This window comes from Paenibacillus pini JCM 16418 (genome assembly GCF_000576305.1).
Lineage (GTDB): Bacteria > Bacillota > Bacilli > Paenibacillales > Paenibacillaceae > Paenibacillus_AQ > Paenibacillus_AQ pini.
On sequence record NZ_BAVZ01000017.1, the window covers coordinates 47490 to 70958 of the forward strand.

The 23469-nt window shown below is 44.4% G+C and carries 19 protein-coding genes, 3 pseudogenes and 1 other annotated feature; all 22 genes and pseudogenes read left to right on the forward strand.

The features are described 5' to 3' along the window. The first annotated feature begins 90 nt into the window (after positions 1 to 90). The 22 genes and pseudogenes from JCM16418_RS18785 to mreC all read left to right on the forward strand — a co-directional run bounded on the left by JCM16418_RS18785 (position 91) and on the right by mreC (position 23350). Complete coding sequence (locus JCM16418_RS18785) at positions 91 to 678, forward strand: hypothetical protein (RefSeq protein WP_036652091.1); 588 nt, start codon at positions 91 to 93, stop codon at positions 676 to 678. 325 nt (positions 679 to 1003) lie between these two features. Beyond that, complete coding sequence (gene speD / locus JCM16418_RS18790) at positions 1004 to 1402, forward strand: adenosylmethionine decarboxylase (protein ID WP_036652092.1); 399 nt, start codon at positions 1004 to 1006, stop codon at positions 1400 to 1402. A 120-nt stretch (positions 1403 to 1522) separates the two neighbouring features. After that, complete coding sequence (locus tag JCM16418_RS18795; protein ID WP_036652094.1) at positions 1523 to 2047, forward strand: hypothetical protein; 525 nt, start codon at positions 1523 to 1525, stop codon at positions 2045 to 2047. Between the two features lie 215 nt (positions 2048 to 2262). Then, positions 2263 to 3657: a glutamyl-tRNA reductase gene (gene hemA, locus JCM16418_RS18800; RefSeq protein WP_036652096.1), complete on the forward strand. Its 1395-nt coding sequence runs from the start codon at positions 2263 to 2265 to the stop codon at positions 3655 to 3657. A gap of 18 nt (positions 3658 to 3675) precedes the next feature. Then, positions 3676 to 4500 carry a cytochrome C assembly family protein gene (locus tag JCM16418_RS18805; RefSeq protein WP_036652169.1) on the forward strand — a complete coding sequence of 275 codons (825 nt, stop codon included), beginning with the start codon at positions 3676 to 3678 and terminating at the stop codon, positions 4498 to 4500. 5 nt (positions 4501 to 4505) lie between these two features. Further along, positions 4506 to 5153, forward strand: coding sequence for a precorrin-2 dehydrogenase/sirohydrochlorin ferrochelatase family protein (locus tag JCM16418_RS18810; protein WP_373280733.1), 648 nt, complete (start codon positions 4506 to 4508; stop codon positions 5151 to 5153). Between the two features lie 3 nt (positions 5154 to 5156). Then, positions 5157 to 6113, forward strand: a complete 957-nt coding sequence (gene hemC, locus JCM16418_RS18815; protein ID WP_036652098.1) for a hydroxymethylbilane synthase — start codon at positions 5157 to 5159, stop codon at positions 6111 to 6113. 13 nt (positions 6114 to 6126) lie between these two features. Next, a complete protein-coding gene (cobA, locus tag JCM16418_RS18820; RefSeq protein WP_036652100.1) occupies positions 6127 to 7683 on the forward strand; it encodes a uroporphyrinogen-III C-methyltransferase in 1557 nt (518 codons plus the stop codon). Positions 7684 to 7780: 97 nt separating this feature from the next. Further along, positions 7781 to 8782, forward strand: coding sequence for a porphobilinogen synthase (gene hemB, locus JCM16418_RS18825; RefSeq protein ID WP_036652103.1), 1002 nt, complete (start codon positions 7781 to 7783; stop codon positions 8780 to 8782). Positions 8783 to 8852: 70 nt separating this feature from the next. Next, a pseudogene (hemL, locus tag JCM16418_RS18830) lies at positions 8853 to 10118 on the forward strand (glutamate-1-semialdehyde 2,1-aminomutase); the annotation flags it as partial. Further along, positions 10115 to 11013: pseudogene (locus tag JCM16418_RS18835) on the forward strand (RluA family pseudouridine synthase). The pseudogenes hemL and JCM16418_RS18835, both read left to right, overlap by 4 nt. Positions 11014 to 11141: 128 nt before the next feature. Then, positions 11142 to 12371, forward strand: coding sequence for a LysM peptidoglycan-binding domain-containing protein (locus tag JCM16418_RS18840; protein ID WP_036652104.1), 1230 nt, complete (start codon positions 11142 to 11144; stop codon positions 12369 to 12371). A 159-nt stretch (positions 12372 to 12530) separates the two neighbouring features. Continuing rightward, positions 12531 to 12813: a binding site (T-box leader), on the forward strand. A gap of 59 nt (positions 12814 to 12872) precedes the next feature. Then, a complete protein-coding gene (locus JCM16418_RS18845; RefSeq protein ID WP_036652106.1) occupies positions 12873 to 15539 on the forward strand; it encodes a valine--tRNA ligase in 2667 nt (888 codons plus the stop codon). A gap of 33 nt (positions 15540 to 15572) precedes the next feature. Then, positions 15573 to 16949 carry a bifunctional folylpolyglutamate synthase/dihydrofolate synthase gene (locus tag JCM16418_RS18850; RefSeq protein WP_036652108.1) on the forward strand — a complete coding sequence of 459 codons (1377 nt, stop codon included), beginning with the start codon at positions 15573 to 15575 and terminating at the stop codon, positions 16947 to 16949. A 4-nt stretch (positions 16950 to 16953) separates the two neighbouring features. Further along, a complete protein-coding gene (gene murC, locus JCM16418_RS18855; protein WP_506329603.1) occupies positions 16954 to 18336 on the forward strand; it encodes a UDP-N-acetylmuramate--L-alanine ligase in 1383 nt (460 codons plus the stop codon). 157 nt (positions 18337 to 18493) lie between these two features. Further along, positions 18494 to 18754, forward strand: coding sequence for a hypothetical protein (locus tag JCM16418_RS18860; protein ID WP_148298863.1), 261 nt, complete (start codon positions 18494 to 18496; stop codon positions 18752 to 18754). An 80-nt stretch (positions 18755 to 18834) separates the two neighbouring features. Continuing rightward, positions 18835 to 19755: an SPOR domain-containing protein gene (locus JCM16418_RS18865; protein ID WP_052020539.1), complete on the forward strand. Its 921-nt coding sequence runs from the start codon at positions 18835 to 18837 to the stop codon at positions 19753 to 19755. Between the two features lie 120 nt (positions 19756 to 19875). Further along, positions 19876 to 20118, forward strand: a complete 243-nt coding sequence (locus tag JCM16418_RS18870) for a DUF4321 domain-containing protein (RefSeq protein ID WP_036652117.1) — start codon at positions 19876 to 19878, stop codon at positions 20116 to 20118. A 23-nt stretch (positions 20119 to 20141) separates the two neighbouring features. Next, entirely contained in the window at positions 20142 to 20744 is a 603-nt protein-coding gene (locus JCM16418_RS18875) for a Maf family protein (RefSeq protein WP_036652119.1), read from the forward strand. Positions 20745 to 20803: 59 nt separating this feature from the next. Continuing rightward, positions 20804 to 21475, forward strand: a complete 672-nt coding sequence (gene radC, locus JCM16418_RS18880; protein WP_172679250.1) for a RadC family protein — start codon at positions 20804 to 20806, stop codon at positions 21473 to 21475. Between the two features lie 39 nt (positions 21476 to 21514). Further along, a pseudogene (locus JCM16418_RS18885) lies at positions 21515 to 22548 on the forward strand (rod shape-determining protein). Positions 22549 to 22624: 76 nt separating this feature from the next. Continuing rightward, positions 22625 to 23350, forward strand: coding sequence for a rod shape-determining protein MreC (gene mreC, locus JCM16418_RS18890; RefSeq protein ID WP_306304810.1), 726 nt, complete (start codon positions 22625 to 22627; stop codon positions 23348 to 23350). The last annotated feature ends 119 nt before the right edge of the window (positions 23351 to 23469 follow it).

Below are 23469 nucleotides of genomic sequence, written 5' to 3' on the forward strand. Positions count from 1 at the left end.
GTGAAAATTCATTGTATAGTTGGCAGGAAATCTACTTACATTGTGCTGTATAATATAGCTAGGATCGTTAAAAGAATTGAGGAGATTTTTATGGCTCAGCGGTTAGCCACAGAATATGTAAAAGCCACTTTACAAATGACAGAATTACAAATGAACCAGTTTATGCATTCGGCGGATTGTTGTCATGTACACCCTTTTGTTAAGGTGCTTGATAGCGGAGGACAAGAAATTGTGCTGGAAGACGAAGGCGGTGAGGAGGTTCATTTCCCTCTGGAAAGTAAGGATGGGTTGTATGTCTGTGAGTTGTCATGCCGCTTGGTAAACCCTCGCTTAACTAATCTAGTACGAAAGCTTTTTATCGCTTGCAAAGGTAATGGCATCGTAAATCGTATTTATGAAGGATTCACAATGATGTATGAATATGAGAAAGGCTCTGTTCAGAAGATCGCTGAAATTTCGCCTTTGGGTACGAAGCTGACCTACGAAAGAAATCAGAGCTCTGAAGGACTGCAACGTGTTTTTCAGTCCAACGAAGTAGAACAGGAAATATCTAGATTGTATCAGGATATTAATTTCTGGCTTGATGAACGGAACAAGGCGATGACGAAAGAGCAAATTGCTATGATTGATCATAAACTTCATTTGAGCACTGTTAAATGGTTCGCACTTGAGGCATAAACTTGAATACAATACACTAAAGGATCCTTATTTATGAGGATCCTTTTTTAATGAATTTTCATGATCATGTTGTTATAAATTTCATTTTCAACTTCATTTTACAAGGAGCAAACGCGAAGTAAGAATATTTGGAATATTTTTAAAAAACTATTGCTTTTACCTCGTATAGATGTTATTTTTAATCTCGTTGAAAAGAATATTAGGAACCAGGATTCACTCAGGACATTAATGTTGCGAGAGATTATTCCCTCGAGAAGTGAATGACGTAGGTCCTAGCGGATGAAATTTTCAAACATTTTATTCCTAGGAAGGGGGAAACCGAAAGATGGAATATTCAACTTTCGGAAGACATGTTGCTGTTGATACTTGGGGAGTCGATTTTGACAAGCTGAATAATGCGGAATTTTTGCAAGCACAAATGGTTGATGCTGCAGAAGCATGCGGAGCTACAGTGATGTCAGTACAATCCAAGCAGTTTGAGCCGCAAGGCGCTACGGTACTTGTATTACTCTCAGAAAGTCACCTCTCGATTCATACGTACCCTGAGAGAGGGTTTGCAGCCATTGACTGCTACACTTGCGGGGAGACGGTTGATCCTCAGTTGGCTATCGATTACCTGGTATCCGTACTGAAACCTGAAAAAACTTATGCCAAGAAACTTGTTCGTGGTTTGGGTGAAATGACGGTGGAAACACCAGAAATGAAACAGGCTGAACTCGTTTAATGAAACGGCTCTGCAGTTGATATAACGAAAGATTATGACCATGGGACATCTTCCATGGTCATTTGTTTTTTACACGCCCATATAATAAGTAGTAGAGCTTGTATGGAGGAGCGTGTACCGATGAGAAGAAGAAGGGGAAAAGATTTTATATTTTTAGGTTTAATGATTGTCCTTATTGGGTTTATTGTATTTGAAGGGTACCGATTGATGAGGCCACAGAGTGACCGCGCAGATGCGGGACAAATGTTATTTGAGGTCGCTCATTTTCAAATGCAGATACTAAGCACCTCGCTACTTGATGCTACTAACAGTACGCATACAGATCAGTTGAATGGACTAAAGCTAGCTGCATATTCTGCCGCTTACAGTCATCAGCGGCTCGCTAGTGTATTTGGGGCGAGTTCACTTAATCAGCTCTCCGCTATTGCTGATTTGGTTAACCTCATATCGGAATGGCAAATTGGTGGGGATCGACCATTGTCTGAACAGGATCGAAAAATCATTCGACAATACAGTGAAAAATTTGGGGGCGTGCTGCCTGTCTACCAGCAGCTGATGAGTGCCAGCGGTCATGTGATTTCTTCTCAAGATGATGATTTGGAGCGGATTAACAAGGAGCTTTCACTTATCGTTAAGAATAAATAGACAAATGAACCGTATAAGTCTGTAGTATTTAAGACAAACTATGAACACTTGTACAGTCTCCGAGTAAAGCACTCGATTTCATAAACATTTCATAAAATAGATAAGGGAATTTGTCTTTCTGTGGTATAATTATGACATTGTAATTGAATGTAGACAAAAAAATATCCTTCAACGGATCTTTTTTTTTGAATAGATACAAGGCAGGTGAATACGTAATGCACATCGTCGTTGTCGGATTAAATTATCGCACGGCGCCTGTAGAAGTAAGGGAGCGATTTACGTTTGCGGAAAAGGATTTGCCGGAAGCATTAAGTCAGCTTTTACTTACAAAGAGCGTGATGGAAGGTACGATTGTAGCTACTTGCAACCGGACAGAAATCTATGTGGTTGTGGATCGACTGCATATGTGCGGTTATTTTATCCGTAGTTTTATCGAACAATGGTTTGATATTCCTCGAGAGGAATTTACAAAACATCTGTATATATATGAAGATGAACAGGCTATTTCGCATTTATTTCGTGTAACTTGTGGACTGGATTCTATGGTCATTGGTGAGACGCAAATTTTGGGGCAGGTTCGCCAAGCTTTTCTACAGGCACAACAAGAAAAAGCCACGGGAACTTGGTTTAATATGCTGTTCAAACAGGCTGTTACGCTAGGTAAACGTGCCCATTCCGAGACGTCCATTGGAGAAAGTGCTGTTTCGGTCAGCTACGCAGCCGTGGAGCTGGGCAAACGGATTTTTGGTATGTTTACAAATAAAAAGGTTCTCATCCTTGGTGCTGGTAAAATGAGCGAGCTGACGGTTAAGCATTTATATGCTAATGGAGCGGAAGAAGTCATTGTCGCGAATCGGACGCTTTCCCGTGCAGAGGAACTCGCTAGTAAGTTCAACGGTACACCATGTACGATGGAGCAAGCGATTGAACGTTTGAATGAAGTAGATATTCTGATCAGTTCAACGGGAGCTAAAGAATATGTACTTTCTCCAGAGCAAGTCGGCCACAGTATGAAGAAGCGCCAAGCACGTCCTATGTTTATTATAGATATTGCGGTTCCGCGGGATATCGATCCTACTATTGCTGAACTCCAAAACGTGTTCTTGTATGATATTGATGATTTAGAAGGCATTGTCGAAAGTAATCTGGAGATGCGCCGTTCGGAAGCAGCCAAAATTGAAGTGATGATCCAGGAAGAAATGGATACATTCTATCAGTGGCTTAAGACATTAGGTGTCCGCCCTGCTATTCGCGCGCTTCAGGACAAGTCCGTTGCCATTCATGAAGAGACACTTTCAAGCCTCTTTAATAAGCTTCCCGAATTGGACGAGCATCAACGTAAGGTAATACGACGATTGACCAAGAGCATTGTGAATCAAATGATGCATGATCCAATTCATCGGATCAAGGAAATGACAGGCGGACAGCAGGGTGCTGAGGCGCTCGACTTTTTCACTAAAATATTTGCTTTGGAAGATGAAATGAATGAGCCTGACCCGGATCACAATACCCGGGAAACATCGAAACCCACACAGGCGGGTAACAGTGATCAAACTTCTGGGAACAAGTCATCTACGTATAGGGTTTCGCTGTCTCCAGCAAGCCTGTAAGGCTGGTGAGATGAATTGATATCACTCACCGATGTTTATGATGCTGGCATTTATATCTACGCCCTGAGCCTTCTGTTTTTTATCTCGGATTGCATACGTCGCAATTCGAGCGCGAAGCGGATGGGAACAGGGCTTCTTGTTGTCGTTGGAGTGCTACAGGCGTCCGTTCTTGTGGTTCGAGCATGGCAGGAAAGCGCACTACCGATCTTTACCCCCTTTGACTTCTTATTATTATTTGCTTTTAGTATCGTAGCTGCCTCCGTGATTATAAGTTACTTACAGCGAGTCGATTTTGCTGTGCTTTTACTCACAATGATCGGGTTTAGTGTACTTGTATTGAATAGATTATGGTTTACTGCAGGCAATAATCCTCTCTATCATTGGAAGGCAGTACATGGTTTGCTTATACTTCATATTACCCTTGCTAATTTAAGTTTTGCTGTCCTAACCATTGCTGCTGTGTTCGCAGTTATGTATCTTTTTCTTCATCACAGGCTCAAAGGTAAAAAGTGGACAGATACTGTGCGTCGTCTACCAAGTCTTGAGTGGATGGATAAATATTCATATATTCTAGTTTTCATCGGTACACCGCTGTTAACTGTATCATTTATCGTTGCGACCTTGTCAGTTATCTCTGAGGGACGTATGGATTTACTGCTAGATCTGAAGGTGCTCTCCACATTAGTGGGATTAGGTATTTACTATTTTTATTTGATCCAAAAGAGGCTGCAGCAACGTTCCGGAACGGTGATGGCGAAATGGATTTTGATCGGTTACGTTTTTATTATCATTATATTTATGCTGAATGCTTGGTCTGATTTTCACCGCTGGACAGGAGAGTGAAGTGCTTGGCGGACTATTTGCCAGTTATGCTGAATTGTGAAGATCGTTTATGCATCGTCATAGGTGGCGGCAACGTCGCTGAACGTAAAGTGCATAGCCTCCTTAAATCATCGGCATGTGTAAGAGTAATCAGTCCTAAGCTTACAGAAGGTTTGGAAGAACTTCACCATGAGGCTCAGATCGAATGGATACAACGTGATTATAGCCATGGAGATTTATATGGTGGATTTCTGGCATATGCTGCAACGGATCGACAAGTAGTGAATGAAGCTATTTGTCATGAAGCACATAGCCAAGGGATTCTTGTGAATGTGGTCAATGATTCGGATGCTGGTAACTTTATAAGTCCGAGTGTTCTGCGCAGGGGGAGATTGACCCTTACTGTTTCGACGTCAGGAGCGGGACCCCTAGTAGCTGCGGAAATTTGTAGTAGACTTGAAGACGAGTTCGGAGAGGAATATGAGCTCTATCTGGAGTTTTTGTGGAGAATTCGCAAGACGATTAAGGAACAGGTTACCCAGCCGGATATTCGGCAAAGATTATTAAAGAGATTACAGCGCTTGGATGTACTGGATCAGCTGCGAAATGGAACATTTCAAGAGTGGGATACCGAGCGAATTCATAGCTGGATTGCGAACAATCAGGAGGAATAATACATGCGGAAAATTATCGTAGGTAGCAGACAGAGTGTACTCGCTTTAACTCAGACGGGTCAGGTCATTAAGCAACTAGAACAGCTTTGTGCCCAGAATGCAATTAATTTTACGTTTGAAGTGAAGAAAATTGTGACTAAAGGTGATCGTATTCTGGATGTAACGTTATCCAAAGTCGGAGGTAAAGGGCTGTTTGTTAAGGAGATTGAACAGGCCTTGATCGAAGGCGAAATTGATATGGCAGTACATAGCATGAAAGACATGCCTTCGGTTCTTCCTGAAGGATTAATGAACGGTGCAGTACCACGCCGTGTAGATGCCCGTGATTGTCTTATTTCAAGAGAAGGCAACCGTGTGGAAGATTTACCGCAAGGGGCTAAGGTCGGCACTAGCAGCTTGCGACGTTCTAGTCAATTGAAGGCTTATCGTCCTGATCTTCAATTAGAGCCTGTGCGTGGAAATATCGATTCCCGTCTGAAGAAACTAGAGACAGGCGAGTTCGATGCAATATTACTTGCTGCAGCTGGACTCTATCGTATGGGTTGGGAAGATCGGATTAGCTCTTATATTCCCGTGGAAACTTGTTTACCTGCTGTAGGGCAAGGCGCACTTGGAATTGAATGCCGTGAAGATGATGAAGAGCTTCGTAAACTTCTGGCTCTTTACAATGATACGGATACCGCGGAAACTGTGGCAGCAGAAAGAAGATTTCTAGCTGTGCTAAACGGGGGATGTCAGGTACCTATTGGTGCGCATGCCGTGCTGATTAAAGCTCCAGTAGGACATTCTCATGAAGGCCAGAACATTATAGAATTAACAGGAATGGTAGGGTCGCCTGATGGGGATATCATCCTCAAGGAGACGCTTGTGGGCAGTGATCCAGTAAAACTTGGCGAAGAAGTGGCAGCCAAGTTAATTGAGCAAGGAGCGGAGAAAATTCTAGAACAAGTCCTAGAGTAAGGGGAAGAGGCAGATGGCGGGGAAAGTTTATCTGGTGGGTGCGGGTCCAGGACACGCTAAATTAATAACGGTAAAGGGACTGGAATGTCTTCGTAAAGCGGATGTGGTAGTATACGACCGTTTGGCGGGACCGCAGTTATTGAAAGCTATGAAACCTGGTGCGGAGAAAATATATGTAGGCAAACTGCCTGACAGGCATACGATGAAGCAAGAAGATATTAATCAGTTGCTTGTCGATTTGGCTCTTCAGGGTAATATCGTTGTTAGATTAAAAGGTGGCGATCCTACAATATTTGGTCGTGTAGGTGAGGAAGCTGGTCTACTGAAAAAGAATGGCATTCCTTATGAAATGGTGCCGGGTATTACTTCCGCCATCGGAGTTCCTGCATATGCGGGTATCCCGGTGACCCATCGGGAGCATGCCTCATCCCTCTCCATCATTACGGGGCACGAGAGTCCCGATAAGCTAGATCATATGATTCAGTGGGACAAAGTTACGAACGCAACGGGTACGCTGATCTTTATGATGGGCGTATCTAATATTGGATATATCAGTGAACAGCTCCTACGGCACGGCCGTCGATCTGATACACCGGTGGCGCTTGTACGATGGGGAACACGTGCTGAGCAAGAGACATTGATAGGTACACTTGCTGATATCGAGCAGAAGGTCAAAGATGCTGGTTTCCAACCGCCCGCAGTGATCGTTGTCGGTGAGGTCGTGCTGCAGCGTGAATTGTTAAAGTGGGCCGAATACTTACCTTTATTTGGGCGGAGAATTTTGGTGACGCGTGCACGTTCACAGGCTAGTGATCTTGCGGATCGAATTGACGAGCTGGGCGGAGAGCCTTACGAGTTCCCAGTCATCGAAACGATTATGCCACCTGCAGGTTCGGATGCTGCCAAGGGAATTACGAAAGCACTGTCCCACCTCAATACGTATGAGTGGGTATTCTTCACCAGTGTAAACGGCGTGGAGTATTTCTTCCGCCATTTACAAGAACAGGGGCAAGATGTACGTTCTCTCTACCAAGCACAGATTGCTGCTGTAGGGCCAGCGACTGCGCATGCCCTTCAGGAACGCGGGATCATTCCCGTCGAGTTACCTGGGCGTTTTCAGGCCGAAGGGCTTATTGAGACGCTAGGCGAGAAGCTTCTTCCCGGTCAGCATGTATTGCTTCCTCGAGGAGATCTAGCACGCACATGGTTACCTCAGAAACTACGAGAAATGGGACTTCACGTTACAGAGGCCGATACGTATCAAACGGTCGTCACAGGTGAAGATGATCAGGATCTAATGACGTTGCTTGAAGAAGGCGGTATTCATGCCGTGACCTTCACCAGTTCATCGACTGTGATGAATCTGCTTACTATTCTAAAACGAATGGGTGCGGAAGAACCGCTTCAACTTCTCGCGAATTCAGAGATTGTATGTATTGGTGAAGTGACGGCTGAGACTGCGCGCAAGGCTGGACTGAGAGTCGGCATTGTCGCTGAGGAAGCCACGATCGAAAGTATGGTACAAGCCCTGTGCCAATGGAATACTGGGGTTGCTTTGTCTAATCATTAACAGGACATTATTCGATATTTTTTAAATTATAAGATTTCATTGTTTTCATAGCATCAACAGCAATTAGATGAATGAACAACCTGGGAGGTTATGAATCATGAGTTTTCCACTAGTACGGCATCGGCGTTTGCGCCAATCGGTAGGTATTCGCAATATGGTTCGTGAAACGGTTCTACATGTAAATGATTTGGTACAACCGATTTTTGTAGCTTATGGTGAGGGAGTACACAATGAGATTTCTTCGATGCCCGGCGTATATCATTTCTCACTTGATACGTTGAAGCCAGAAGTAGATGAGATTGTAGCTTTAGGTATCCCTGCCGTTCTTTTATTCGGGATTCCTGAAACAAAAGATAGCATCGGATCCTCCGCTTTTGCAGAAGATGGTATCGTGCAGGAGGCTACCCGCTTGATTAAGCAATGGTACCCTGATCTACTTGTGATTGCTGATACTTGCTTATGCGAGTTTACCGATCATGGGCACTGTGGAATGGTGCACACATTTGAGAGAGACGGCCAGATGCATGGCGATGTTATCAACGATGCTTCGCTCGAACTGCTTGTCCAGACAGCTGTTTCTCAGGCAAAAGCGGGTGCTGATATCATTGCGCCATCCAATATGATGGACGGATTTGTACAAGCCATCCGTATCGGACTTGATGATGCAGGCTTTGAACATGTGCCTATCATGTCTTATGCGGTGAAATACGCTTCAGCATTTTACGGACCTTTCCGTGAAGCGGCAGATTCTGCACCTCAATTTGGAGATCGTAAAACCTATCAAATGGACCCTGCCAATGCACGCGAAGCTTTACGCGAAGCAGAATCCGATGTGCTCGAAGGAGCTGATATGCTGATGGTCAAGCCAGCGTTGGCTTACATGGATATTATGCGGACCATTAAAGATCAGTTTGATCTACCGCTCGTAGCGTACAATGTCAGCGGTGAATATTCGATGGTTAAGGCAGCTGCAATGCAGGGATGGATTAATGAAAAAGCGATCGTACAAGAAATGCTGACTGGCATGAAGCGTGCGGGAGCTGACATTATTATTACGTATTTTGCTAAAGACGCAGCTCGCTGGTTGCAGGAGCGTTAATCCAACTAACCCCACAGAAGCGGAGTGAAATAAATATGAGCAACACTCTAAACGACCTACAGAACAGAAATCACGTGCGGCTTTCGATGAAGCGAAGCACTATATTCCAGGTGGGGTGAACAGCCCTGTTCGTGCTTTTAAATCAGTAGGACTAACACCCATTTATGTTGAACGCGGTGTGGGCTCTCGCATTTATGATATTGATAGTAATGAATTTATCGATTACATCGGTTCATGGGGTCCTTTGATTATGGGACATGCACATCCAGAGGTAATCGCAGCGATTCAGGAAACAGCATCCAAAGGAACTAGCTTTGGTGCACCGACACTTATTGAAACGGAAATGGCGAAGCTCGTATGTGAACGCGTGCCATCCATGGATATCGTTCGTATGGTTAACTCAGGCACCGAAGCGACAATGAGCGCCATCCGTCTTGCGCGAGGCTATACGGGACGTAGTAAGATTTTGAAATTTGAAGGCTCATACCATGGACATGCGGATAGCTTGCTCATTAAAGCAGGTTCCGGTGTAGCGACATTGGGATTGCCCGATAGTCCGGGGGTTCCTGAAGGAGTTGCAGCGAATACCATTACGGTACCTTATAACGACTTGGAATCTGTAAAAGTTGCCTTTGAACACTTTGGAGAAGAGCTTGCTTGTGTAATCGTAGAGCCTATCGCCGGAAATATGGGAGTTGTTCCACCTCAGCCCGGATTTTTGCAAGGACTTCGTGATCTAACGACCCAATATGGTAGCTTGCTCATTTTTGATGAAGTAATGACGGGTTTCCGTGTAGATATTCACTGTGCTCAAGGTTTGTTCGGGATCACACCAGATCTGACTTGCCTTGGAAAAGTAATTGGTGGTGGACTTCCCGTTGGAGCGTATGGCGGTAAAAGAGAGATTATGGAGCAAGTCGCTCCTTCGGGTCCGATCTATCAGGCAGGAACGCTTAGCGGAAATCCGCTTGCGATGATTGCAGGTTATACAACACTTCAATTGTTGACTCCAGAAGTATACGCACAACTTGAGAGTCGCGCTGCACGTCTTCAAGCCGGATTGGAGAAAAATGCTAAAGAGTTAGGCGTTCCAGTAACGATTAACCGTGTAGGTTCAATGGTATGTCCTTTCTTCACAGAGGGACCTGTCGTCAATTATGATACGGCTAAGACAAGTGATCTTCAGCGTTTTGTTCGCTACTTCGGCAATATGATTGAAGAAGGTGTTAGCGTAGCCCCTTCCCAATTCGAAGGCATGTTTGTATCGGCTGCTCACAGCATTGAGGATATTGATGCTACGATTGCAGCTAACTACAACGCCTTGAAGAATCTGTGAGTCGGCCAAAGGATTGGACACGTCGTGGACAGTGGCTTGAACTTGTTCCCGGGAAGAAGATAGCGGGGGCTCCTGACCGCGAGGGTGCGGTTGAGGACTTTTTATTGAATGTTCTAGGCTTACCAGAGAAGCTACTGCGAAAGCTGCAAACAGATAAAGGGATCGAATGGAGAGGCGACCGGCTTAGGCTGGCGCTTTTTCCTGTTCGTCCCGCAGGCATTGATCCAATATGGTATGAGCTTAACGTGTTATATGAGGATGATTTTTGTCTTGTCGTTCATAAGCCAGCAGGAATGAATATTCATCCTGACGGTCGCAATGGTGAAATTACGTTAGATCATGCGGTAGCTGCATACTATGAGAGCCAAGGGGAACAGATGGCTGTTCGCCACATACACAGACTTGATTTGTACACGTCCGGTCCTGTGCTGTATGCGAAGAATGAATGGGCGCAGCTACGTTTAGACGAAGCTATGCGTGCTAAAGAAATTGATCGTAGGTATGTGGCTTTTGTAGAAGGACGGATACCGCCTGAGCTAACAGTCATGGATCAGCCGATTGGTAAAGATCGTCATCACAATCAGCGGAGACGGGTTTCCGCTGCAGGTCAAACGGCTGTTACTCATATTATCGATAGGGAAATATATAAGCATGCTAGTTTGCTTCGCTTGAAGCTAGAAACAGGTCGCACTCATCAAATTCGTGTACATCTCAGTCATGCAGGATATCCTTTGCTTGGAGATACACTGTATGGAGCTATGATGCCCTTATTTCTCGGCAGGCACTACATGGAGAACAATTGTCTTTTGAACATCCTTTTACAGGTGAAATGATAGATGTTGTGGACCCATGGCCTAACGATATGATTGAACTAGAACAACTTTTAAACTCGTAAATGAAACGATAATGGTAAAACTGGCATGCACTCCTTTTTAAAGCATATACATCAAATGAGTAATGATTTTGGGCTCATGCCATGAGCACGCTCATGGTTAGAAATATGCCGAAAGGAGGACATTACCTGTGTTTGACCAGTCCTACGGTTTGCGTTTTGATATCTATGAACGTATTCAACTTTCTGAGGATGCTGCAGGCATTGCTGAGCTTGAGGAAATTGAACTGCTTCCGCATATTCAAGTGATTAGCAAGGACGAACAAGCTGCGCTCCGTGGTCATCTATTACTAACCGGATTGTACAGAGGCGATGGAGAGGAGGACGGTACATTACGATTGGAACATTGGATTCCGGTCGAAATTACAGTTCCGCTAAACCGCGTGACTTCGCTGGATGAAATTGCAGTCGAGATTGAAAATTTTGATGTTGATCTTCTGTCTGAGCGAAGCCTGAACATTACCGGAGTACTGTCTTTACGTGGCATCGAATCTATTGCTAGCGAACAGGCAGTCTGGGTTGATGATGAATTTACGGTGGTTCATTCTCCGAGTCCGCTTGAAGATCTGTCTACAACAAGTTTAACAGATCCTGAAGACAGCTTTATCTTATCTGTAGAGCGTGATCAAAAGGCACCGGTTGAACCAAGGCAAGATTTCGCCGAACCGATCCTTTCTCCTGCAGTGGACGTTTCCGCAGAGTCAGGGATATCCGCTGTACATACGGACAAGGAATCCTTCGATCGTAAAGGCGGAGTGAATGTAAGCGATACTTGGCATTTTGAACATGAGGATGAGACGGAGCTTCTTCATCCTGAGCACACGGCTGTTCCTGCTGAGCCTGAAGAGGAACATCATATTTCCTTAACCGGGGTCAATCATTTTGGGACGGATGGTCGTGATCCTATTGCCGAACCCGCCCAACCTTTTAATGCATTTAACGAACCAGATGTACTGCAAGCAGAGGAACATCCAGAAGAACGTGAACCTCGTATTGCTCTAGGTAGTAAACGGGAAGATGCCAAAAGTGAAAAGGATGCCATTGGTATTTCGTCACTCCTGTCATCAAGCCGTTCGATAAAGGAACTGGAGGACCAAGCTGCCCAAGAAGAGCTGCAAGCAGTGGAGTTAGAACGAGAGCGCGAACGTGAAGCCTCGGAGGAAGACGTGAAATGGAAGAATCGTTTTCTTGGTCTAACGGAGAAGACTCCTTTCCGTAAAATGCGGCTATGTATCGTGCAACGTGAGGAAACGATTGAGACGATTGCCGACAGATATCAACTGAGCACTCGTGAGCTTCTGCTATATAATCGTCTTTCGGAACAAACCATTGAAGAAGGACAAATTCTTTATATTCCATAAAAATCGGCAGTTCCATTTGATCTGTAGTTCAAAAGGAAGTTCGATCTTGGAACCTGGCGTATAGAAACGTCAGGTTCTTTTTAGATATAGCACATACATAAGGAAAGAGGGTAAGTTGACTAACCGAATCAAGCAAGTTATGATGTAATATATATTTTGAGAATAACTGTGAACGGGAAGAGTAGGCGGTATTGCCCTTCAGAGAGCGGAATTGTTACGCTGAGAGATTCCGCAGGATACAGCTGGCCGAAGTCACCCCGGAGTTGTCTGTTTGAGCACCTTATGTTGATAAGGTTTAGAATATGACCGGTTGCAGCCGTTATCTGTATGAGTGTCGCGTGAGGTCGTGCGGCCTATTTCCCTGTTGCAGGGTTATTAGGTATAGTTAACCGATTCGCGAAACAAAGGTGGTACCGCGAGAGAATAACCTTTCGTCCTTTGAGGGCGAAAGGTTTTTTGTGTTTTTGGCAATGCTGATCATGTAATGGAGGTATGCTAATTATGACTGAACAAGAGAATAAAACAACGGCAGAAATGCCAACAACGTATGATCCAAAAGCAGCTGAACAGAAGTGGTATAAATACTGGATGGATGGTCAGTTTTTTAAGGCTGGACAGCGCCCTGATGCGAAGCCGTATACCATTGTAATACCACCTCCGAACGTAACCGGTATGCTTCATATCGGACATGCTTTGGATTTTACGTTGCAAGATATCCTGATTCGTACAAAGCGTATGCAGGGTTATGATGCATTGTGGCTGCCAGGTTCAGACCATGCAGGTATTGCAACTCAAACTAAGGTCGAGCAAAAACTGCGTGAGCAAGGAGTTTCTCGATATGATTTGGGCCGTGAGAAGTTTCTAGAGAAGGTATGGGATTGGAAAGATCAATACGCGAACACCATTCGTGAACAGTGGGCAAGCATGGGCCTTTCTCTCGATTATTCTAGAGAACGTTTTACGTTGGATGAAGGACTGAACAGTGCGGTTAAAGAGGTTTTTATCAAGCTGTATAATAAAGGCCTGATTTACCGTGGTAAATACATCATCAACTGGGACCCTGAAGCTCGTACAGCGTTGTCTGATATTGAGGTTGAGTATAAGGAAGTACAGGGTCATCTCTACCATCTTTCTTACCCCCTTCAAGATGGAAGCGGTCATATTACTGTTGCAACCACTCGTCCAGAGACGATGCTTGGTGATACAGCAGTGGCGGTTCATCCTAAGGATGAACGATACAAGGATATGATTGGCAAGATGCTGGTTCTTCCTATCGTTGGCCGCGAAATTCCTATTATCGCTGATGAGTATGTTGAGAAGGAATTTGGTAGTGGTGCCGTTAAGATTACGCCAGCCCATGATCCGAATGACTTTGAAGTTGGTCAGCGTCATAACCTTCCACAAATGAATGTGATGGATGAGACTGGCACCATGAACGATCTGGCAGGAAAATATGAAGGTATGGACCGTGCGGATTGCCGCAAACAAATCGTACAGGATTTGAAAGAACTAGGAGTTCTGATCAAGATAGAGGATCACGTGCATCAGGTAGGTCATAGCGAGCGTACAGGCGCTGTTGTAGAGCCATACTTGTCTACGCAATGGTTCGTTAAAATGCAACCTCTAGCTGAAAAAGCTATTGAAGCACAGAAAAACGGTAAAGGGGTTAATTTTGTACCTGATCGTTTTGAGAAAATCTATTTAAACTGGATTGAAAACGTACGCGATTGGTGCATTTCACGCCAGTTGTGGTGGGGACATCGGATTCCAGCGTATTATTGCGATTCATGTGGAGAGCTGCATGTATCCAAAGAAGATGTAACGGTATGTTCGAAATGCGGTAGTACTGAGATTCGTCAAGATAATGATGTACTGGATACTTGGTTCAGTTCTGCCTTATGGCCTTTCTCGACACTTGGATGGCCAGATGATACGGAGGATTTGAAACGATTCTATCCAACTAGCGTGCTTGTCACAGGTTACGATATTATCTACTTCTGGGTAGCTCGTATGATTTTTACAGCACTTGAATTTACCGACGAAATACCATTTAAAGACGTGCTGATGCATGGCTTAGTTCGTGACCCTGAAGGACGTAAGATGTCCAAATCTCTTGGTAATGGCGTAGATCCACTAGACGTGATTGAGAAGTATGGTGCAGATGCTATGCGCTATATGATCTCTACGAGCAGTACGCCAGGCCAAGATTTGCGTTTCCGATGGGAACGAGTGGAGCAGGCCCGTAATTTTGCTAATAAAATTTGGAATGCTTCGCGCTTTGCTCTAATGAATCTAGAAGGCTTTACGTTTGCTGATATCGATATCAGTGGTGATCTTGGTACAGCGGACCGCTGGATTTTGCATCGTCTAAATGAAACATCACGTGACATTACACGTCTCATGGATAGCTATGAATTTGGAGAAACAGGTAGACTGTTATACAATTTCATATGGGATGACCTTTGTGACTGGTATATTGAGTTCGCTAAACTCTCCCTTTACGGTGAGAATGAACAAGCGAAGAAAAATACGAAGTCTGTTCTGGCTTATGTTCTGGATCGTACAATGCGTCTAATTCATCCATTTATGCCTTTTATCTCCGAGGAGATTTGGCAGCATCTACCGCATGAGGGTGATACGATTACCCTTGCGGCTTGGCCTGAATATAACGCTGAGTTTGAGAACGCTGAAGCTGCTCGTGAAATGGCACTTCTTATGGATGTTATCCGCGCAGTTCGGAATATCCGTGCAGAAGTGAATGTACCGATGAGCAAGAAGATCGAACTGATGATTCAAGCTGGTGATGAACAGGTTCTTCAAATTGTGAAGCGTAATGAAATATATGTTCAGCGTTTCTGTAACACTTCTAGTTTCGAGGTAGGCACCGATCTACCAACTCCAGACAAAGCAATGACTGCTGTAGTCACGGGTGCAGAGTTGTTCTTGCCACTGGCTGGATTGATTGACATTGGTCAGGAGATCATTCGCTTAGAGAAAGAAATCCAGAATCTCAACAATGAAGTGGAGCGAATTGAGAAGAAGCTGGGTAATCAAGGCTTTGTGGCTAAAGCGCCTGCGAAAGTAATCGATGAAGAAAAGGCGAAATTGGCTGATTACTCCGATAAACGCAGTAAAGTGTTTGCTCGTATCGAAGAGCTGAAGGGTTAAGGACACATAATATACATCAGAAGGTGAATGAGCATGGGAGAACGAGTAGGAGCTGCTACAACAGCTCCTCTTCACACGTACAGAGAAGCTGCTGATTGGATTAATGGATTGATTCCTTTCGGCATACGTCCAGGACTAGACCGGATTGAAGCATTAATGGAGAAACTAGGCCATCCACATCGTCGTCTTAAGTTTGTTCATGTAGCGGGTACCAATGGTAAAGGCTCGACTTGTGCATTTCTGACTCAGGTTTTGATGCAAAGCGGGTATACAGTTGGAACCTTTACTTCGCCGTATATCACGAAATTCACGAATCGTTTTCAGTACAATAATGAGGATATTCCGGAAGAAATGCTCCTTGAACTATCCAATCGATTGCATCCTTTGGTAAAGGAAATTGCCGCAACAGACCTTGGTTCGCCAACCATGTTTGAAGTGTCCACGGCACTTGCTATCCTTTATTTTGCCGAAGAATGTGTACCTGATATTGTTGTATGGGAGACTGGTATGGGGGGAAGGATGGATGTAACGAATATCGTGCATCCGGTTCTTTCGGTCATTACAAATGTGGGTATGGATCATACGGATGTGCTCGGGGATACCCTTACACAAATCGCCACGGAGAAGGCAGGAATTATTAAATCTGGCGTTCCAGTGGTTAGTTGTGTGACCCAACCGGAAGTGATTCAGGTGATCCGTGAAAAAGCTGCGGAGTGTCGGACTACCTTGTATTTAGCCGGCGAACAGTTTACATATGAACGTACCGGTGATGTAGAATCATATCAATCTTTCCATTTCAAAGGACCTTTCCGCGAGATGGATATAGAGATTGCTATGAAGGGCGAGCATCAGATCGACAATGCTGCTGGTGCGATGATGGCGCTTGAAGTACTCAGACAATACATGGCTTTTGTGATGGATAAAGAGGACATGCTCAAAGGGTTTCGTGAAACGTTCTGGGCGGGACGAATGGAAGAAATATCGACTTCACCCCGCATTATACTAGACGGAGCTCATAATCCAGAGGGCGCGCAGATGTTAAGTAAGAGCTTAAGTCTGCATTATGAATATAAACATTTAAATTTGATGATGGGAATGCTGTCTAATAAGCATCATGAGTCCTATTTGGAGCATATACTTCCAATAGTGGATACGCTTATCCTGACCGAGCCGGACTTCCGTAAAAAAATGGACGCTAGTGCGCTCCAAGAAATTGTGGAGCGGCTGAAGCATTCTCACGGCAAACCAGGTTTGCAAATAATGGTGGAACCGAATTGGAACAACGCGCTGGAACTATTAAAGTCACAGACAGAAGCGGATGATCTCGCTGTAGTCTCCGGCACGCTGTACCTGATTGCAGATGTGCGGGCTGCATTACTTGGTCAAACCGATTCTGAAAAAGGTTGGTGAATAACTGTTGAATACTTCGGAACATGTTCATTTTATAGGTATTGGTGGCTACGGGATGAGCGCCATCGCACGTGTTTTATTAGAGATGGGATATACCGTCACGGGTTCAGATGTGGCTTCCCAGGAATTAATTGAAAAATTGACTGCTAAGGGCGCTAAGATTTATATCGGGCATACAGCAGCGCAGGTACATGGTGCGGATATCGTAGTATATTCTACAGCGCTATCTAAGGACAACGTAGAGCGGGTCGAGGCGGAACAGTTAAATATTCCAGTTCTTCACCGTTCGCAAATGCTTGCTAGATTACTTAACGAACGTAAAGGTATTGCTGTCGCAGGTGCACATGGAAAGACAACGACTTCCTCGATGATTGCTTTAGTGATGGAGGAGTGTGGTGTTGACCCTACGTATATTATCGGCGGCGAGATTATGAATATGGGAACGAATGCTAAAGCGGGCAAAGGTGATTTTGTTGTAGCTGAAGCGGATGAAAGCGATGGCTCGTTCCTACAATACCATCCATGGATGGGCATTGTAACGAACCTTGAAGCAGATCACTTGGAAAATTACGATGGTGATTTTGAGAATCTGAAGGGAGCTTACATTCAGTTTCTGAATCAGATTAGACCTGAAGGAACGGCTGTAGTTTGCGGAGATGATTCCAACATTCAGTCAATTCTACCTAAAGTTCAGAGCAATGTTATTACTTACGGTATTACGGGAGATTGGGATTATGTAGCAGACCACCTTGTTCTAGGAGATCGCTGTGTATCGTTCACGATGAAACATAAAGGACAAACGCTGGGTATAGTGGAACTATCTGTTCCTGGGCGTCATAATGTCTACAACGCGATGGCTACTGTTATCTCCTGCTTACAAGCTGGAGTGCCATTCGAGGAGATTGTTAAAGGTATTGTTCGGTTTAATGGGGCAAAACGCCGTTTCCAAGTGCTTGGAGAGGTGAATGATATTCTGGTGATCGATGATTATGCTCATCATCCAACGGAGATTGAAGCAACAATTAGTGCGGCCAAAGCAACAGGAAAAAGGATCGTTGCTGTGTTCCAGCCTCAACGCTATTCGCGTACATTCTTTTTGCTAGATGCCTTTAGCCGTGCCTTTAGTGAAGCAGATGAAGTTATTATTACGGACATCTACTCTCCAGCGGGGGAGAAACAGATTGAGGGCGTTCACTCCTCTAAACTCGTGGACTTGATTGTACAAAATAGCAACGCAAGTGCAAGATATTTACCTACCAAGGAAGATGTGCTGAATGATCTCAGAGAAAGACTTGAACCTGGAGTGGTAGTGCTCACTATGGGTGCGGGGGATATCTGGAAAGTTGGCGCAGAACTTGCAAAGAACTTAAACAAGGATCATCAATAATAATTCTTTCATCAAAAAAGCAGCTGTACTCTTCTCAACATGGGAGTGCGGCTGTTTTTTTATTTGTCCATATCCGAATCATAACCACTGTGAATCTATCATATATATCATAGTAGATAAGGACAAGGGTGAGGTGGATGCGTTGAACAAGTCGAGAATGACATTTAGGTTTGATGAGAGACAGCGGCAGCAGCTCGAGAAGAGAGAAGTAGAAGTAGATGGAGAGGATCTGGATTCAACCTGGATACAATCTCCATTTGAAGAACGTCAGGATGTCCCCCGGTTAGAGCGGACGCAGCGAACAAAGATAAAAAATGATATTTATCCAAGGAAATCTGACAAATTGAACGTGATTACCAGCCAGTACAAGGATGGGAAGATCCTTTTTCTCGTGACGAACAATGGGACAGCATCCTAATAAATACACCCTCTTCAGATGATGAAATTGAACCGGGTTATAATCATTTTGATGAGGCCGGTCCTTATGATATAACCCCTATGGATTCAGGACGAATGGAATGGGAAGATAAATTTGAAGGTCCCGAGTTACTGGACGGAGTAGAAGAGCATGGGAATTCTTATCGTCCACGCAGTCCCTCTTCCTGGTGGAAGGTAGCCGGTACAGTTACGGGTGCTGTTGTTACAGGTGCGTTGTTTGGCTTTGTAATTCTTTCATTCTTTAAAACCGGAGCAGATACGCAGATTCCCGTTCATACCAATCAGCAGACTGTAAGTATAAATAAAGAGGGTAACGAGCCTAGTAATCCTGATGCATCCGGGCTTGCAGCACCGGTTTCGGTAAGTATTCAGCCTCAGTCTTATTACATGCTACAGTATGGAGTGTTCAGTAGTGCGGACAGGGCTGAACAAGCGGTAAAGGAACTTCAACAGTATGGTATAGCGGCTGGTAGAGATAATGACCAAGAAAATCGTGTTTATGCTGGCGTCTCCCCCGACCGGGAGCAAGCTAAGCTGCTCAGTGGTCAGCTCAAAACCCAGGGTATGGAACTCTATGTTAGAGAAGTTACTACCCCTGCTCCAACGGCTTTGAGATTTAACGGAACATCGGATGATCTTAATCAATATTTTGCTGTAAGCGATGAATTAATTGCATCTCTTACTCAGACCTCGGCTTCACTGCTGGGACAGGACAACCCAGGTGCGCTTAGCAACAAAGAGACAACCGCATTAATAAATCTCCATCAGAAGTGGACAGAATCCGTTAAATTATTGCAGACAGGTCTGGGCAGCCAAGAGGCTAATCGTGTCGAAACGTTAGAGAAATCCATGAATAGTGCACTCTCTGCCTTGACAGAATATAACAAAAATAGTTCGAAAGGTCACCTTTGGGAAGTGCAATCTAGTATGATGAAATACATTATGGAACAGAAGCAACTCATGAATTCACTGGAAAAATAATTATAATCAGGGTCCGGTATGGAAATGGAAATAGTTCCCCATATCGGATTTCTGTTTGTATTGATGATGAAATAACCGTATAATGATGTGGGTGTCAAATTATGGCGAGGGAAGAGAAGAATGAAAAAGAACATAGGGATACTTTTATTGTTTTTGTTGCTTGGCTGGCTCACGGGAGCGTGGATTGCCAAGGCTCTTGAACCTGTACAAGCTCTTTCTTTTCTAACCACTTCGACTATGATCAAATGGTCGCCACATGCCAATTTGGATATTCTAGTTTACGATTTTACTATTCAAATGAAACTGAGTCTGTTGAGTTTAATCGGCATCATCGTCTCCGTGTGGCTGTATCGCAGACTCTAGACCGGAAAAAGGAGATCCTTTCATTGAAATCAAACCATTCACGCCGAGTTATTTTGGCATCCACATCACCAAGACGGCAGGAACTGATTGCCTCTCTGGGTCTTCCTTATGAGATTTATCCTAGCCATGCAGATGAAAGTACATCTGAGGATTGGTCACCTGCACAAGTTGTAGAAGGATTGGCTTTGCGCAAAGCTGAGGCAGTCTATCCTGCATTTGCAGAAAGGGAAGAAAATGCTGTCATTATTGGCAGCGATACGATTGTTGTGTTGGAGGATCGGGTGCTTGGTAAGCCGGCGAATGATCAGGATGCTATAGACATGCTGAAATCGTTGCAGGGCAGAACCCATAATGTATATACGGGAGTCGCTTGTATTGACGCGATGAACGGCAAAACGATTGTGCGCCATCAGGTGACTTCCGTTACCATGAAGACCCTGTCTGATGCCAAAATAAGAAACTATGTGAAGAGCGGTGAGCCTAGCGATAAAGCCGGTGCTTATGGCATTCAAGGCCTTGGAGCCACCTTAGTGGATCGAATCGAAGGTTGTTATTTTAACGTAGTGGGACTGCCAGTTTCGATGTTATCCGATATGTTATCTGAGTTCGGAATCGACATTCTTTAAGTAGTGGATGAGATTTGAGTGAAGGGAAAGAAGGGGAATCTGTGGAGTCGCAAACATATATGTTGCGTGACCTCCCCCATGAAGAACGACCTAGAGAACGCATGATGAAATATGGGGCAAGTGCTTTGAGCCATGCAGAATTATTAGCTATTTTGCTACGTACAGGCACACGTCAGGAGTCAGTCGTTCATCTAGCTCAGCGAATACTGACGCAGGTAGGCAGTATACGAAATCTTGTAGATCTTAGTATCGAGGAGCTCGTGGCCATCAAGGGCATTGGCAGCGCCAAGGCGATACAGCTCAAAGCAGGGATTGAACTTGGACAACGGCTGGGAGCTACAAGAATGGACGGGCCGGTTACAATCCGGAGTCCACATGATGCAGCAGAGGTTCTTACGGAGCAGTTGCGATATTTGCAAAAAGAACATTTTGTCTGTTTGTTTTTGAATACTAAAAATCACATTATTGCTCAAGAAACGCTTTCGATCGGCAGTCTGAACGCCTCCATTGTTCATCCTCGCGAGGTGTTTCGTGCAGCTATGAAGTGCAGCAGTGCATCCATTGTCTGTGCACATAACCATCCAAGTGGTGATCCTACTCCAAGTCCAGAAGACATTTCACTGACAACTCGTTTAGTGGAAGCTGGTAGTATCGTGGGTATTGATGTACTGGATCATCTGATTATCGGAGATGGGGGATTCGTCAGTTTGAAGGAGCAAGGCTTGATGTAATATAATAGTTTAGATTGACAAGGAAAGGGAGATTACAGCATGTTAGGTGGTTTCACGAAAGATTTAGGGATTGACTTGGGGACAGCGAATACGCTTGTCTATGTCCGTGGTAAAGGTATTGTCGTTAGAGAACCTTCGGTTGTTGCACTTAGAACAGATACGAAAACTATTGAAGCTGTAGGTGAGTCAGCTAAGAAAATGATTGGACGTACTCCAGGTAATATCCGGGCAATCCGTCCGATGAAAGATGGAGTTATTGCTGATTTTGATACAACGGCTACAATGATTAAATATTTTATCCGTCAAGCTCAGAAGCAACGTTCTATGTTTCAGCGTCATCCGAACGTGATGGTGTGCGTACCTTCAGGCATTACTGCTGTAGAGCAGCGTGCTGTTGAAGATGCAACCAAGCAAGCTGGAGCACGTGAGGCTTATACGATTGAAGAGCCGTTTGCAGCAGCTATTGGTGCAGATCTACCAGTTTGGGAACCAACAGGAAGTATGGTTGTTGATATCGGTGGCGGTACAACAGAAGTGGCAGTTATTTCGCTTGGCGGTATCGTAACAAGCCGTTCGGTAAGAGTTGCCGGAGATGAGATGGACGAGTCCATTATTCAATATGTGAAACGCCAATATAATTTAATGATTGGTGAACGGACTTCAGAAACATTAAAGATGGAAGTCGGTTCTGCTCTCCCGTTAGAGCAGGTAGAGACTAGTGAAATTCGTGGACGTGACCTCGTTACAGGTCTACCTAAGACGATTACAATCACTTCTGATGAGATCAGTGAAGCTCTCTCAGATACGGTAAATGCCATTGTAGAAGCTTGTAAGGTGACGCTTGAGAAATGTCCTCCTGAGCTTGCTGCAGATATTATGGACCGTGGTATTGTACTTACAGGCGGCGGAGCCTTCTTCGTAACTTGGATAGACTTCTTGCTGAAGAAACCGGTATGCCTGTAATCGTAGCGGAGAACCCATTGGATTGCGTAGCCATCGGTACGGGTAAGGCATTGGAGAATATTCATTTGTTTAAATCCCGGAGCAGTTCGGCAGTTCGTTCTAGACGTTAAGCTGCATTTCCCGTGGATCAACCCCTGATAATGGGAGAGAAATCAGAGATGTTAGAGGGTGTTGGAACTGTTTAAGATGCTGGGTAATAAAAGATTGTTTGTTATTCTAATCGGACTCGTTATGTTTATTGCGCTTATGGGATTTACCTTGAATCCCAGAGCGTCTTTATCTTGGCCAGAACGGTTTATGCGAGATACGGTAGGATTTGTACAAAATGTGTTTTATAAGCCCGCTGGCTTTGTAGCGGGCTTGTTTAAAGATATCGGTAATATGAAGGATATCTACAAAGAAAATGAAGAACTCAAAATTGCACTCGCACAGTATACGCGTGACAAGGCTAACTATAATTTTATACAAGCCAAGAATGCACAGTACGAAAAGGATCTACAGTTTAAGCAACATCAAATGAACAAGAATAGTTATCAACTGCATATCGCGCAGGTAGTCAGTGTAAATCCGGATACAATTAATCGAACATTGGTTATTGATTTAGGTTCACGTGACGGCGTTAAAGTAGGACAATCCGTCATTTCAGTAGATGGCCTAGTAGGCGTAATCAGTAATGTGAGTAATTTCTCTTCCACAGTGCAATTGATTACGAATATGGATGCTAAAAGTCCAAAGTCTAACGAGATTTCTGCTACTGCGGTTGGTAAGGAAAATAAAACGTTCGGGACGGTTGCTAGCTATGATCCAACAACAGGGAAATTGCTAATGACACGAATTGCCGAGGATGATCCGATAGCTGAGAAAGACGAAATCGTGTCTTCTGGCGCAGGGGATCGTTTCCCACAAGGTTAATCATTGGAACAGTAGACAAGGTGCAAGCTGGGAAATTCGGTAAAACGAAAGAGGCTATTATTACACCTAAGGCCAAATTTGAAGACTGGAAACAGCTATTTGTCGTTTTTACACCGGAG

Coding starts and splice junctions, on each gene's coding strand:
- JCM16418_RS18785 (WP_036652091.1), top strand. CDS start 91: ATGGCTCAGCGGTTAGCCACAGAATATGTAAAAGCCACTTTACAAATG.
- speD (WP_036652092.1), top strand. CDS start 1,004: ATGGAATATTCAACTTTCGGAAGACATGTTGCTGTTGATACTTGGGGA.
- JCM16418_RS18795 (WP_036652094.1), top strand. CDS start 1,523: ATGAGAAGAAGAAGGGGAAAAGATTTTATATTTTTAGGTTTAATGATT.
- hemA (WP_036652096.1), top strand. CDS start 2,263: ATGCACATCGTCGTTGTCGGATTAAATTATCGCACGGCGCCTGTAGAA.
- hemC (WP_036652098.1), top strand. CDS start 5,157: ATGCGGAAAATTATCGTAGGTAGCAGACAGAGTGTACTCGCTTTAACT.
- cobA (WP_036652100.1), top strand. CDS start 6,127: ATGGCGGGGAAAGTTTATCTGGTGGGTGCGGGTCCAGGACACGCTAAA.
- hemB (WP_036652103.1), top strand. CDS start 7,781: ATGAGTTTTCCACTAGTACGGCATCGGCGTTTGCGCCAATCGGTAGGT.
- JCM16418_RS18845 (WP_036652106.1), top strand. CDS start 12,873: ATGACTGAACAAGAGAATAAAACAACGGCAGAAATGCCAACAACGTAT.
- JCM16418_RS18850 (WP_036652108.1), top strand. CDS start 15,573: ATGGGAGAACGAGTAGGAGCTGCTACAACAGCTCCTCTTCACACGTAC.
- JCM16418_RS18860 (WP_148298863.1), top strand. CDS start 18,494: ATGACATTTAGGTTTGATGAGAGACAGCGGCAGCAGCTCGAGAAGAGA.
- JCM16418_RS18865 (WP_052020539.1), top strand. CDS start 18,835: ATGGATTCAGGACGAATGGAATGGGAAGATAAATTTGAAGGTCCCGAG.
- JCM16418_RS18870 (WP_036652117.1), top strand. CDS start 19,876: ATGAAAAAGAACATAGGGATACTTTTATTGTTTTTGTTGCTTGGCTGG.
- radC (WP_172679250.1), top strand. CDS start 20,804: ATGTTGCGTGACCTCCCCCATGAAGAACGACCTAGAGAACGCATGATG.
- mreC (WP_306304810.1), top strand. CDS start 22,625: ATGCTGGGTAATAAAAGATTGTTTGTTATTCTAATCGGACTCGTTATG.